The sequence below is a fragment of the Microbulbifer maximicatervae (SeqCode) genome (genome assembly GCF_056232625.1).
The window spans coordinates 2,553,627-2,566,536 of the sequence record NZ_CP174324.1 but is presented as its reverse complement, the minus strand read 5'-3'; the positions used below and the strand labels follow the sequence as shown (position 1 = coordinate 2,566,536).

The 12,910-nt window shown below is 46.6% G+C and carries 9 protein-coding genes; 2 read left to right on the top strand and 7 right to left on the bottom strand.

All coding sequences use genetic code 11. The features are described 5' to 3' along the window. Window positions 1-579: 579 nt before the first annotated feature. Window positions 580-1,089: a DUF2846 domain-containing protein gene (locus ACJJI6_RS11115; RefSeq protein WP_445359599.1), complete on the bottom strand. Its 510-nt coding sequence runs from the start codon at window positions 1,087-1,089 to the stop codon at window positions 580-582. Between the two features lie 637 nt (window positions 1,090-1,726). Between ACJJI6_RS11115 and ACJJI6_RS11110 the strand changes: the two genes are divergently transcribed. After that, the gene (locus ACJJI6_RS11110; RefSeq protein ID WP_475713407.1) at window positions 1,727-2,563 is read left to right on the top strand and encodes a transposase; all 837 of its coding nucleotides are present in this window, start codon (window positions 1,727-1,729) and stop codon (window positions 2,561-2,563) included. Window positions 2,564-2,999: 436 nt separating this feature from the next. Here the strand turns inward: ACJJI6_RS11110 and ACJJI6_RS11105 are convergent, their stop codons facing one another. Both ACJJI6_RS11105 and ACJJI6_RS11100 read right to left on the bottom strand, forming a co-directional pair. Next, window positions 3,000-4,334 carry a hypothetical protein gene (locus tag ACJJI6_RS11105; protein ID WP_475713406.1) on the bottom strand — a complete coding sequence of 445 codons (1,335 nt, stop codon included), beginning with the start codon at window positions 4,332-4,334 and terminating at the stop codon, window positions 3,000-3,002. Window positions 4,335-4,390: 56 nt separating this feature from the next. Beyond that, entirely contained in the window at window positions 4,391-5,725 is a 1,335-nt protein-coding gene (locus ACJJI6_RS11100) for an NB-ARC domain-containing protein (protein WP_475713405.1), read from the bottom strand. Between the two features lie 1,538 nt (window positions 5,726-7,263). Here ACJJI6_RS11100 and csrA point away from each other — a divergent pair. Beyond that, window positions 7,264-7,452, top strand: coding sequence for a carbon storage regulator CsrA (gene csrA / locus ACJJI6_RS11095; protein WP_445359604.1), 189 nt, complete (start codon window positions 7,264-7,266; stop codon window positions 7,450-7,452). A 124-nt stretch (window positions 7,453-7,576) separates the two neighbouring features. On the opposite strand, the gene ACJJI6_RS11090 is transcribed toward csrA, so the two are convergent. From ACJJI6_RS11090 to ACJJI6_RS11075, 4 genes are all read right to left on the bottom strand, one after another. After that, window positions 7,577-7,993, bottom strand: coding sequence for a DUF6746 family protein (locus ACJJI6_RS11090; protein WP_413664776.1), 417 nt, complete (start codon window positions 7,991-7,993; stop codon window positions 7,577-7,579). Between the two features lie 404 nt (window positions 7,994-8,397). Next, window positions 8,398-9,702, bottom strand: coding sequence for an adenosylmethionine--8-amino-7-oxononanoate transaminase (gene bioA / locus ACJJI6_RS11085; protein ID WP_475713404.1), 1,305 nt, complete (start codon window positions 9,700-9,702; stop codon window positions 8,398-8,400). A gap of 7 nt (window positions 9,703-9,709) precedes the next feature. Beyond that, window positions 9,710-12,160 (bottom strand): ABC transporter permease, encoded by a 2,451-nt coding sequence (locus ACJJI6_RS11080; protein ID WP_475713403.1) that lies wholly within the window; start codon window positions 12,158-12,160, stop codon window positions 9,710-9,712. Beyond that, window positions 12,160-12,882: an ABC transporter ATP-binding protein gene (locus ACJJI6_RS11075; RefSeq protein ID WP_444894675.1), complete on the bottom strand. Its 723-nt coding sequence runs from the start codon at window positions 12,880-12,882 to the stop codon at window positions 12,160-12,162. Before ACJJI6_RS11075 ends, ACJJI6_RS11080 begins: the two co-directional genes overlap by 1 nt. Between the last annotated feature and the right edge of the window lie 28 nt (window positions 12,883-12,910).

Below are 12,910 nucleotides of genomic sequence, written 5' to 3'. Positions count from 1 at the left end.
AAACTAGGAGCTGACGGACAGAAACATCATATAAGGCTTAGCCTGGAGGCGAGGTGGTCAAGCACACCGAAGCCATGTGATCTAAAGAGTAGAGTAAATGATACATTTGTGTAGTGAAAGTTCACGTTCTTATCTGGGGAGATCTGTTTAACTTGTCGCTGTGATGCTTTCAGTGTGGCCGCTGACTCATAAATAGGCCCAACCCGCTAGCCACTATCGTGGGGTAAACAAAAATGTTGGGGCACAGCAGCGCTCCGCTCAGTAATGAGTAGGGTGATTAAACAGAAATCAGCAGACGGCATAGTAGCCAAATGCCAAGATTAATACCTTGGACAGGGTAAAGGCCTGAACCCAAAATCCACGAGTTAAAAGACAGGGCTAGCCTACCGATATGTTGCCAGCCGGATATAAAATTGACGTAGCGCACTGCCATGAAACTCAACTCAAATGAAGATCTGCTCGACACTATCGTTGGGTAGAGATTCATTATGGATAGGAACCGCCCATTGCGGACCCGCACGATGGGTGGTGCGGGGGCCGGTAGGTAAAAACTACCGGCTACCCGATTTATGCATTTTACTAATTATTAACTACTTCAACATACGGGGTTACATAATAGTAACTTCCTAAAGCACGAAGTGCATCAGGCTTTGACTTCATCACCCACCGTTGATAATCCATATCGCGACCGTTAACTAAACAGTAAGCATTTGAATATTCTGTTTGGCAATAATACTGTTCAAGAAATAAAAAATGGTCCTCTGTACTTTTTATTTCTATCTCACCTGGTATGTTGCCCAGGCCCGATATGAAGCTACTTTTTTCCGTTCTGATCTTATATTTTCCAGGTTGAATAAAGACTTGTGTATACGAATGATTTTTTAAACCCACTATTTTAGTAGAATTAAAGAACACTTCTGGCCAGACTGCGCTACCATTCCTGAAATTAGGTCTATAAATATAAAGTTTAGCGTACCCACCTTTACTCTCAGAAATTTCCTGAAAATATTTAGCATCTTGTGGTGGCGAAGAAGCACAGCCGGTTAAAAATAGAAACAGAATGGAGAATATATCAATTTTCAATTTCATTTTCGTACTCTACTTATTTTATGCATAACGCCGCCATAAAAGGCGAGCAACTTGTTGCGAGTCCAGCGCTAAAAGCGCGATTGTGCTGGCACTTGTTGGTACGCCCAGCATGGGCGTGGATTAATGGGGTGAAAGTCCCCTGTAGGAAGATCACCGTTTAATGGACTTCATTAAATGCTAACTACTAGCGAATGGCAACTGCAATACCGCGAGGTCTTGTGGGGAGGAAGCCGCTAGCAAAGCTACGAGCTGACGGACAGAAATATCATATAAGGCTTAGCCTGAAGGCGAGGTGGCCAAGGACACCGAAGCCGGGTGATCAAGCGGGTAGGGTCAATGATGCAGTTGTGTAGTGAAAGTTGATGTTCTTATCGGCCGTTGTTTCTGGACACCCATCAAAGGTAGAGCTTAAGGCGTCACAGCTATTGACACAATACGGAAATCACAATAAAAGTACTGGATATTAAAACAGTTAAATCCATACCCGATGACCCAGCCTCGCCGCTCACAGATATCACTTGATGCGACGCCGTACTATCACTGCGTCTCCCGCTGTGTACGCAGGGCGTTTCTTTGTGGAAGAGATGATCAATTGGGGAGGGATTATGAGCACCGGCGCCAGTGGATTGAGACTGGGATGAAAAAGCTATCTGCTATCTTTGCGCTGGATATCGCTGCTTATGCGGTAATGAGTAATCACTACCATGTGGTGCTCTATATCGATGCTAAAACGGCCAGAACTTGGTCTGATACTGAGGTCATTCTCCGCTGGCAGGAACTATTTAAAGCTTCTAATTTGGCTCAGCGCTTTATTCAGGGTGCCTCTCTGGATTGCAGTGAAAAGAACAAGCTTAAAGAGCTGATTGAGCTGTGGCGAGAGCGATTAATGGATATCAGTTGGTTTATGCGCTGCCTAAACGAATCTATTGCTCGCCAAGCCAATGCAGAAGACCGCTGTACTGGCCGCTTCTGGGAGGGCCGTTTCAAGTCTCAGGCGCTATTGGATGAAAGAGCCTTGGCTGCCTGCATGGCCTATGTCGATCTCAATCCTATCCGTGCCGATATTGCAAAAACCCCGGAGGACTCCGATCACACGTCCATTCAGCAGCGTGTTCGCGCTGTGATCTTAGGTGAGCAGCCTAAAGAGCTACTACCGTTTGTGGGCGGCGAGCGCCTTAATATGCCGAAAGGGTTACCCTTTCAATTGGATCACTATTTGGCGTTAGTAGACTGGAGTGGCCGGCATTTAGACCCCAAAAAGCGCGGTGCCATTTCTCAAAAGACGCCCCCTATCCTTGAGCGGCTGGGCATCTCAACAAAACACTGGCTCTATCTTAATCGGAACTTTGAAAGCCGCTTTAAAGGCCTGGTGGGATCAGCAGAGGCTGTACGGCAAGCCTGTATTCAGCTCAATAAACGTTGGGTACACGGTATTGGCGACTGCCAACGCTTCCTTTCTGCAATGCCCCACTAATTCCCGCCCAGCCTTTCGAAGCTATTCCTTCCGGATGGCCAAAATCACGCAACTTTCAAACCTGAAGCATAAATTTTCAGTATTTAACCTCTTCCAGCTCCAGGCAGGAGAAATGGCCGTCAAGGTGGAAGGCCTGCACTATTTCCGATGTCATCTTTCAATCTGTGGGTGTCCTAGTGTTGTTTGGCCAAAATCACTCAATTTTCAAAACTAAAGCATAATTTTTCAGTATTTCACCTTGCTCTATACCTGATCAGGAGAAATGGCGGTTAAGGTTGAAGGCCTGCACTATTTCCTGTGTCATCTTTCAATCTGTGGGTGTCCTAGTGTTGCTGTCCTCTGAATAGAAATTCAATACGGATAGAGAACTGCTCAATAAATATCTGTACGATAGGCAGTATGGGGGTCGGCAGCTATAAACTACCGACTACGCGATTTATGCTTTTTCATTTTTTTTAATTGCAGCAGAAAGGATTGTACCTAGTGAGCCTACCTGTTGTTTTTTGCCAGCACCAATTTTTGCTGCTTCATACCTATCTCCAGTACTACCCTTAATAATGTATTCGTCATACTTTTTTATATTAGTTTTTCTTGATTTGTTAATTCTTTCAACCTTTCTCTTAAATACATCATGGTAGTTGTACTTTAGTTGATTAAATACATAGGTTAATACTATATCTATTTCATCATACATTCTTCTTCTTAGGCAAACTTCAATAAAGTATGAAAGTCCGTTTAACGCTTTAACTTTTATATCATGCTCTAGATTCTTGAGAGTGTCGGACTTTATGCATTCAAATATTTCCATACCTGGAAATGTATATATTCTATAGAAGCCTTGTCTTTGTTCACCAAAAACTCTGTCATACTTTGATTTTGAGATCTCTTTAAGTCGAAATGAATCCTTTAGATCCTCTCTGGAATCGATTAAAAAAGTTGTTTCATATCTCATTAATATACAAAGAAAGTCTAGTTTTTCATTTTGTGTTTCAAAATTATCAATCCTTAAGAGGTTGTTGATTAAGTCGATCGACTTACGCTTTTCGCTTTCCTCGCCTCTCCAAAGGTACGTTGCATAAGTCTTTACAAATTGAGGGTATGAATTATATTCATGCTGATATTCTTCAAGTATTTCTATGCCTTCATCATAGCTGCCATTATCTTCAACTAGAAACTGGGCTAAATTAATGACAGACTGAACTTTAATGTCAATAGGTGTGGCGCTTCTTGAAATTAATGATCTGTATTTTTGTTTGACCTCGCTAGGTTTCTTAGTCAGGCGGGAATTGTCTGCGTCGTCAAGTAGTGATAGATCATTGTCAAGATTTTTATCTCTTCCGACAACTTGAAGTCTGCTGGTTATTGATCCGTCGTCTTGAAATGAATCTTTCATAAGAGAGACAATTTCACTGGAATATACTTTGAAATATTTATTGTCAACAATAGTTATGATTTTGAGTTTTGTTAACTCTTCTATAGATTTTTCGAAAGTGCTCTCATTTTTCTCCATATTCGTAATATACTGCAATTTTGATAATAGGTTACTCAGGTCTCTGTCCGAAGTCAGTAACCCCATTGAGCCAAATATTTTTTTTGCGCTTGGAGATGAATAGTCAATTATTCTTCCGTATAGGAATTCTATAGCATTAATTCCCTTATTGATGTTTGAGTCAAGCATGGAAGACATTGACCCTGTCTCCCCATAGATGATTGCACTTTGAAAAATAAATAATGGTCTTCCGCTTGTTAGTCTGTGGATAGACTCTGACAAATTTGAAATATCCTTTCCTTGTTTGTATAAACTGCTATCTATACAAAGTTCATTCTCTAGGACGTTGTCAAAAAAAGTAAAGACTCTTCAGGTGTTAGCTCTTCTACTTCGATTTCTTCACCTGTTATGTTACTTGCTGATCTTGTCGTTATTACAACCTTGTGATGAAGAATATTTAGAGATTTTATAAATTCTAGTAGTTTTTCTTTCTCTTCGGGATTAAAGGTTTCATAATCGTCAAGAATAATTAACATTTTACCTTTAAAGTTAATGATTTCTGCTGGATCGGAGCCATCATTACCGAATACCACATTATTGATGTAGCGTATAGCAGAATCATATGAGTCGACACCCCCTAAAAGTTTCTCAATAACACCTTTATGATAATTGAACTTTCTATCTTTTGCTGACACAAAAACAATGTAGTCAAATGCCATTTTTTCTTCACTTAATAGCACTTCACAGACGCGCTGTATTGAAGCAGTTTTTCCTACTCCCCCATGCCCCCAAACGGTTGAAAATACTGTCGATTTATTTTCCTTTAAAAACTTCACAAGCCTCTTGACAATTGATGTGTTGATATATTTCTTATAATTATTTTCAAAGTTATTAATTATAGTTCCATTTGCTGCTTTCAATCTTTTTTCATCAATATCAAGACTTTCAAATATTAGGCTGTCAACTTTAAAGTACTCTCTATTCGTTTTTATTAGTTGGTTGAATACTGCCCGTGAAGCAAGGCGATCTTCTATATAAGAGTATACATAGAAATCATCGATATCTTTGATTTGAATAAATGGTGTTACCTGAAAGTAATTTCCTTCAAATCTTATGTAAATATTATGACAGCGGAGGTTGGCTGCCTCATTCGATATTGAGCAGGGGAAGTATTCTCCGCTTGGTTTATACAATATCCCTTTATATGCAACATCGGTAACAGATAGTATATTTATTAGCTCAATATTATTTCTTAAGAAACTGGGCCCATCTTGATGGATGCCCTTGTAAAGATTTGAAAATACATTGAAAAGCTTTTCTGAGTCATCGTCAAATGAAAATCCATGGCCAACTTTTTCATTTCTAATTGAGGGATAGTTGTTAATACTATCTCTAAATTTCTTTAATTTTTTGTTTCCGAAAATTTCACCATCTACATCTAGAGTCCTGGATATCGATATAATGCTGCCAATTGATGGCCTATTGATTCCTTGGATACAGCTGCTTTTGGCTTCATCATCAATTTTATTAATGTTTTTATTCCACAAGTAACCAAGAATAATTACGAGAACATACTCTAACCTTGATTGTTCTTGAGTAGCTGCATCTCTATAATTTCCAGTGAAGGCGTTTAATTCAGATTTCTCGCTAATTTTCTTTGTAACGTAATCCATTCGCTAATAATTTTCCTATTTGCAAATAAAATGTGTGATTTCGAAGGTATAACATTCATATACTGATTATCTTGGCCACTATTATCATGATTGTCATCTAATAATCAATTTCTACGCAAAAGCAAAAAAACTTCTATTTATTGTAAGCTTGAGTAATATTGGTACGGTCGTGTAATTTTTAAAGGTGATGATTTCGACAGCTACCTAGGCTATGACGTCAGTCTATAACTCATTGACTTAAAAATTATTTTTTAGAGTACTTCCTCGTTTTCCAATATTATGGTAAATAATCTCCCAAGCTGGCACTCACTAACTTTTGCAGGCTTGTATTAGTTTTGGGAGCGCGGTAGGGTAGCATATGCAAAAGTTCTTTAGATGTTGCTTTTCTTCAATCATCGAATGTTTAAAGTAATTACGGCAAAACCAAACCAAACCAAACCTAAGCGGACCTTTTTATGAAGAGTGTTTTTGCTCGGTAACCGTATGTTTCTCATAAGAAGGTATTACCAGTGTGTTGATCATGCGGCAAGGCCCGTCAATGCGTCGGGATCCGCATGGAAAGTATGGAAGCAAGAGTAATCAAACGTATTTTTCTATTCAGACACTTCATAATACTTTTATCTAAACACTGAGTTCTGGAAAGGCTAGAATTCAGCTAAGGTTTCCGTTATTTTCAGAATTTTGCCGTCACAGCCCACTAAGAATTTTCATCAGTAAGTTCCCCATTAAGAACCAGCGAACGTAAAACGAGATTTTCTCCGATTTCAGCGAACTGCTCCTGGGTAAGCTCAAAATTCCAAAAATTTGTAGCTTCATAGTCATGGCGAGTGAAGAGTGTTTCTCTTCGACACCCTTTACCTTAGCTATTTGGATTTGAAATATCATACAGAGCCGACCTAAAGCTGTCTTCGCCTACCCTTTATATAGGGTGCGATCCCCTACATTGAGGGCTCTCTTCAGATTCTAATCAGTGTATTCAAAAGCAGCTGCAATTATGTTGCCCATCAACATATCTCAACAGGTAAAAAAATATAGGCACCAAAATAATCTTATTAGATTTTATTAGGATTGTTTTAGTGTCAAAGCCACGTAAAATTGATAGATATTTATTGGTATTTTGGCCGCGATTAAGAAGCCATCTAAAGGCAACAATCAAAGCAGCTCGGTTTAAGAGTATCGAGAGAATCAAGAATTTTTAAAGACCACCCCTTAAAAGGAGAACGGTAGCGTGAACTAAGAATAAGTAAAAGGCGCTGACCCAAGGTGCTGGAACACCTGGGGCCAGCTAACCAAATTGATAACAGTCCTATCAAGATGGCTATATGCATAGTACGCTAGAAACCCGCTCGTCTTCAATAAAGTGGAGCACAATCAGCGGCTTGGAGAGATTCCCCAGGCCCTGGGGGCGTTGCGTCTGCCTTTTCTTTTTCTATGCCTACCGTTCTCGCGCACCTCCTCGTAGTTACTCAAAACATTTCTATTCAAGCTTTCCTTTTGTGGAAGGCCTACCCATGGTTTAAGTATCAGTAGGAAAAAATATGTTGATCTTAAAGCGCCGTACAGGCGAAAACTTATGGATTGGAGCGAATGTCTCAATCACTGTATTAGAAGTTAAGGGCAATCAGGTAAAGATAGGAATAATTGCTCCAAAATCTCTGCCCGTACACCGCGAGGAGATTTATGTGCGGATCAGACAGGAAGGAAATCTGGGCAGTGGGAATCGTTGAGAAGTTGATCGAGATTGTGGCGGGGTGGTGTTGCTATGAAAGCGCTAACTACTGTTAGTTAGCGCTTTCAGTCGAGCCAATCGCTGCGATTAAGGCCGCTGGTTAAGCTCGGGAATGCTCTGTATTAGTGATGTTTATGCTTAAATCCAGCTTCAAACTTTTCTGCTAATTTAAAGTAGTGATTCAGATCCTTGCGGGTTTTTTCTGGGCGGTTGTTTTCGGAATTAATGTGGATGTTCTCCACAACAACGGCGATGTCTTTTGCAAGCTTCTGTCTTTCACCTTTCAGGTTTTCAGCGAAGTACTCAACACTTTTTTCGAGGGTGTAGGTGATGACATGAATCTGGTGAAGCTCAGCAGGGTTCAGCTTTTGCTTGCTTTTAATTTCTGCTGTTTTCTCAATGAAAATCTTCTTGGCATCCTTCATAGAAGTAACGTCCGCTACTTTGAGATGTTGGATCGGCTTTTCGTCTGATGCGGGGCTAGCTTGAGCAGTGGTAGCAAAAGTAACAGCAAAAAGTAACGCAATTAAAGTTCTCATTTTTCCTCTCTAACGCCCAAACGCTAAGGGTTGATAAGGCATTGATCGGGCGAGGTGAATGCCTAACATTTATCAGTGATCATTCTGGCCACTTTGATCGCTATCGTAAATGAGGATAACTATCATTAACATTCATGATACAGGAATTTTTAGGTGCTCAAAACACTTCGCGTAAAAATTGCTATCAAGCTGATCGAAATTTGTAAGGAATAAGAAAATTGAATCTGGAAAGGATGCACAGGGGAGGGGCAACGGAGGTTTTTAGTCCGGAAGAGGCGCCTCCGTGTTATGGAATTTGATCTGTTAACCCTCTCTTCGCGTTAGCAAAGAGAGGGTTATTTATAGGATGAGTCGGTTAGTTCGGGATTATTGAGACCGGCTTCACAAACTAATTGGTACGGAGGCTAGGAAATCTCTCCCAGTACATCAACCATCGCCGAAATTAATTGGCTGAGGTCTTCCTTCGAAATCACATAGGGCGGCATGGCGTAGACCAGTTTGCCGAAGGGGCGCAGCCAAACTCCGCGTTCGATTAGGGCTTCCTGCACTTTGGCCGTATTTACCGGCTCGCGCATTTCCACCACGCCAATTGCTCCAAGGGCTCGAACATCAGCGACACCCGATGCGGATTTTAACGGGGCTAGCTGTTCGGTCAGCTGCTGTTCGATCGTAGTTACTCGCTCCTGCCAAGGGCTGTTGAGTAACAATTGGATACTGGCGTTAGCGACGGAACAAGCCAGGGGGTTACCCATAAAAGTGGGGCCGTGCATAAACACACCGGCTTCTCCCTGGCAAATACCTTCGGCCACTTTATCGGTACAGAGGGCGGCGGCGAGGGTCATGGTGCCGCCGGTGAGAGCTTTGCCCAGGGTGAGGATATCGGGGGTGATATCGGCGTGCTCACAGGCAAACATTTTGCCGCTACGGCCAAAACCTGTGGCGATTTCATCGGCGATTAGCAGTACGTCGTGCTCGTCGCAGAGTTCGCGCACCCGGCGCAAATAATCGGCAGAATAAAAACGCATGCCGCCAGCGCCCTGGACGATGGGCTCTAAAATAATCGCAGCCAGTTGATCGCGGTTCTCTTCCACTTGCTGACGCAGTTCAGCGATATCACTGTCACTACAGGTACTGCCAAAGGGTGTTTGCGGAGCGGGTGCAAACTGGTGCTGGTTCAGATGCTCAGCAAACAAATGATGCATTCCGGTGACTGGGTCACAGGTGGCCATGGCCCCGAAAGTATCACCGTGGTAACCGTTGCGCAGGGCCAGCAGGCGGTTCTTTTCGGGCTTGCCATGGGAGTGCCAGTATTGCACGGCCATCTTGATAGCCACTTCCACAGACACTGAACCGGAGTCAGCAAGAAATACCCGGTTGAGGCCAGCTGGAGTGATTTCCACTAATTTCTTGCACAGCTCGATCGCCGGTTCGTGAGTTAAACCCCCGAACATCACGTGGGACATCTTGTCCATCTGATCGCGCATGGCTTGGTTTAGCTCGGGCACATTGTAGCCGTGCAGGGCGCTCCACCAGGAGGACATACCGTCGATCAGGCCGCGCCCGTCTTCCAGGTAAATACGTACCCCTTCGGCCCGCGCTACAGGGTATACTGGCGGCGGGTCGATCAGGGAGGAGTAGGGGTGCCAAATATGTTTGCGATCGAAATCCAGGTCCATAAAAACTACATCTTTATTCTTAAGAGCCGACATTCATCAGTTAGGCCAGTTCGCGCAATACCCTGAGCGGGGGCTGGCTGATCGAGCTGTAACAGGCTAGGGTACCGGCGGTGCCAACCAGTACTGCACCGGTGAGTGGTCCGGTTAGCCAAAGGACTGGGTGCAATATCACCGGCAGTTCAAAGACCCAATAAGACAGCACAGCCAAGGTGGCTTCAGCACCGATAGCCGCGAGCAAACCGGCGGCAAAACCTAGTAGGCCAAATTCCAGTATCAGGCTTCTCAGTAACAAGCGCCTGCGGCCTCCTAGTGTGCGGATAATTGCCGCTTCCTGCAATCGCTCGGCGATACTGGCGCGGACCCCGGCAATTAATACCAAGACCCCGGCCACCAGCATCAGGGCCATAACCGATTCGATGGCAAAGGACACCTGGTTAATGGTGTCGCGGATACGCTGGATGATCTTATCCAGCTCTATCACGCTGACGCTGGGAAAGGCGCGAACCAGATCGTTGACCAGCAACTTGTCCTCCGGTGGGAGGTAAAAACTGGTGATATAGGTAGCCGGGAAATCATCGATAGTGCCCGGCGCAAATATCATATAGAAATTGGGGCGCATGCTGTTCCAGTCCAACGAGCGGAAGCTGGCTACCGGGGCTTCTACTTCGAGGCCACCGATGGAAAAGCGCAACTGATCTCCCAGTGATAGTTCCAGCTGGGCTGCCAGCTCCACTTCTACGGAAACACCTTCGCTGGCCTTGTCCCACCACTCGCCTTCCAAGATGCGGTTATCTGGTGCGAGGGTGTCGGTGTAGCTCAGGTTCAATTCCCGCCGAACGCCGCCGGGACGATCTTTTTTCTCTTTTATCGAGACGCCGTTAATCGCCACTAAACGGCCGCGCACCATGGGATAAAACTCGGTGCTGCTTACCTCGCCCTCTGCCAGCATATTTTCCATGGTTGGAACATCGTGGGGGGCGATATTCAGGAGGAAGTGGTTGGGGGCTTTTTCCGGCAATTGCATTCGCCATTCATCCACCAGGGCGGTGCGGGCAAAGACCATGGCCAGCATGGCCAATAATCCGGTGCCAAAAGCGGCAATCAATAGGGTGTTAAACGCGGCGCGGCGTTGCAGGCTGCCCAGGGCAATACGCCAGGCGCCCCCGAGGGAGGCCAACTTACCGCGCACCAGGAGTCGGTTGACCAGGGCGCTGCCCGCTACCAACAGGAGCATGCCGACAAATAAGGCCAGCGTCATTAGCAGGCTGCCGGAAAGCCACCAGATCAGAAGCAACATGGCGCTGGGGCCGAGAATCAGCCCGAGCCATTCGCGTCTGTCCGGATTGCTCCAGTCGTGCCGCAGGGTTTGCATCGGGTCTGTGCGCGCCAAACGGAACAGCGGCGGCAGGGCGAAGCCCAGGGCGCAGGCGAGGCCGGTGGCGAGTCCAATCAGCAGTGGGCTCCAGCTGGTGGCCGGGGGTTGAACCGGGAAGAATCCTTCCATCAGGTTGACCGCCTGGCTCTGGATAAAGGTGCCCAGTGCCAGACCGATAGCGGTGGCAATCAGGGTGAGAGCGGCCAGCTGTCCCAGGTAGATGCCGAGAATTTTGTTACGCCCGGCGCCGAGGCTTTTCATTACGGCTACGTAAGCGCCGTGGCGTAGTCCGTAGCGTCTGGCTGCCAGGCCGACGGCGACGCTGGCGAGAAGTACGGCCAGGCTGGCGGCGAGAAACAGGAAGGACTCGGCTCTATCCAGGGCTGAGGCAACCCGGGGCTGGCCTTCGCGCAGGTCCAAGATCCGCTGGTGTTCAGTGAGCTGAGGTTTGAGCCAGTCAAAGTAGTCCTTCAGGACTTGGTCATCACCGGCAAACAGGTAGCGGTAGCGCACACGGCTGCCGGGCTGGATTACACCTGAGGCGGGCAGGTCGGCGGTATTGGCTAATACTCGCGCCCCCATATCAAACAGGCTGGTACCCCGGTCGGGTTCCCGCTCCAGTATGGCTGTCACTTTTAACTGGGTGTCGCCGAGGGCGATGGGATCGCCGAGCTGGATTCCCATCAAAGGTAGAAGGCGGGACTCCACCCAGGCTTCTCCCGGGGGAGGTCCATGCGGTGCCACTTCCCCTGGGCCTTCCGGGGATTTGCTGATTTCCAGTTGCCCCACCAATGGATAGCCTTTATCGACGGCTTTGACCGAGACAAACTGGAACTGGTCGTTGGCGGAGATCATGGAGGAAAACTGGACTATCTGGCCCTGTTCCAATCCCTTTTTGTCGGCTTCCTCCAGCCATGCGCTATCCACGGGTTTGCTGCTGCGCAGTACCCGTTCTGCGGCCAGGAAGGTGAGGGATTGCTGCTCCATGGCGCGGGTAAGGCGGTCGGTGAAATGGGCGATAGCAGTGACACAGGTAACAGCCAAAACCAGGGCCGAGGCAATTAGCGCCAGCTCGCCACCGCGCCAGTCCCTGAACAGCAGTCTGAGTGGCAGCATCAGGCGGACACCTCCGACAGGTTGTCCCCGTCGATAAGGGGAGCGTAGGTATCTACGGCACCGGCCGACATATGCAGGTGGGAGGCACAGCGCTCTGCCAGTCGCTGTTCGTGAGTCACCAGCACCAGGGTGGTATCAGACTCTTCGTTGAGTTTAAACAGCAGGTCGATAATTTTGGCGCCGTTGCCGGCGTCGAGGCTGCCGGTGGGTTCGTCGGCAAAGAGGATGGCATCTTTGCTGCTAAAGCTGGCAAAGGCCCGGGCAATGGCCACCCGCTGTTGCTCACCGCCGGATAACTGGCGCGGATAGTGGCGCAGTCGCTGTTCCAGGCCCACCCGGGCGAGGAACTCTTCCGCCCGCTTGGCAGCGCCCCGCTCACCGCGCAATTCGCTCGGTAGCATCACATTTTCCAGGGCGGTAAGGCCGGGTAGCAGTTGGAACGTCTGGAATACAAAGCCCACGCAGCGGGCGCGAACTGCTGCGCGCTGCTCTTCGTCCATGGCGGTGATCTCGTCGCCCGCCAGCCAGATCTTGCCCTCGGTGGGTTTGTCCAATCCCGCCAGCAGGCCGAGCAGGGTGGACTTGCCGGAACCTGAGGCCCCTGTCACAGCGAGGCTCTCGCCACGGGCGACTTTCAGGGAGATATTGTTTAATAGGGTCAGTGGCCCTTCGCTGGTGGAGACCCTGTGATAGAGGTTTTCTGCCGTGAGAATGGCGGACATACTGTATTCCCTTTGCGGATACGCGAGA

Bases quoted from the DNA above. Each gene is read 5' to 3' on its own strand.
- ACJJI6_RS11080 (WP_475713403.1), bottom strand. From the start codon at position 12,160: ATGCTGCCACTCAGACTGCTGTTCAGGGACTGGCGCGGTGGCGAGCTG.
- csrA (WP_445359604.1), top strand. From the start codon at position 7,264: ATGTTGATCTTAAAGCGCCGTACAGGCGAAAACTTATGGATTGGAGCG.
- ACJJI6_RS11115 (WP_445359599.1), bottom strand. From the start codon at position 1,089: ATGAAATTGAAAATTGATATATTCTCCATTCTGTTTCTATTTTTAACC.
- ACJJI6_RS11100 (WP_475713405.1), bottom strand. From the start codon at position 5,725: ATGGATTACGTTACAAAGAAAATTAGCGAGAAATCTGAATTAAACGCC.
- ACJJI6_RS11075 (WP_444894675.1), bottom strand. From the start codon at position 12,882: ATGTCCGCCATTCTCACGGCAGAAAACCTCTATCACAGGGTCTCCACC.
- bioA (WP_475713404.1), bottom strand. From the start codon at position 9,702: ATGTCGGCTCTTAAGAATAAAGATGTAGTTTTTATGGACCTGGATTTC.
- ACJJI6_RS11110 (WP_475713407.1), top strand. From the start codon at position 1,727: ATGAAAAAGCTATCTGCTATCTTTGCGCTGGATATCGCTGCTTATGCG.
- ACJJI6_RS11090 (WP_413664776.1), bottom strand. From the start codon at position 7,993: ATGAGAACTTTAATTGCGTTACTTTTTGCTGTTACTTTTGCTACCACT.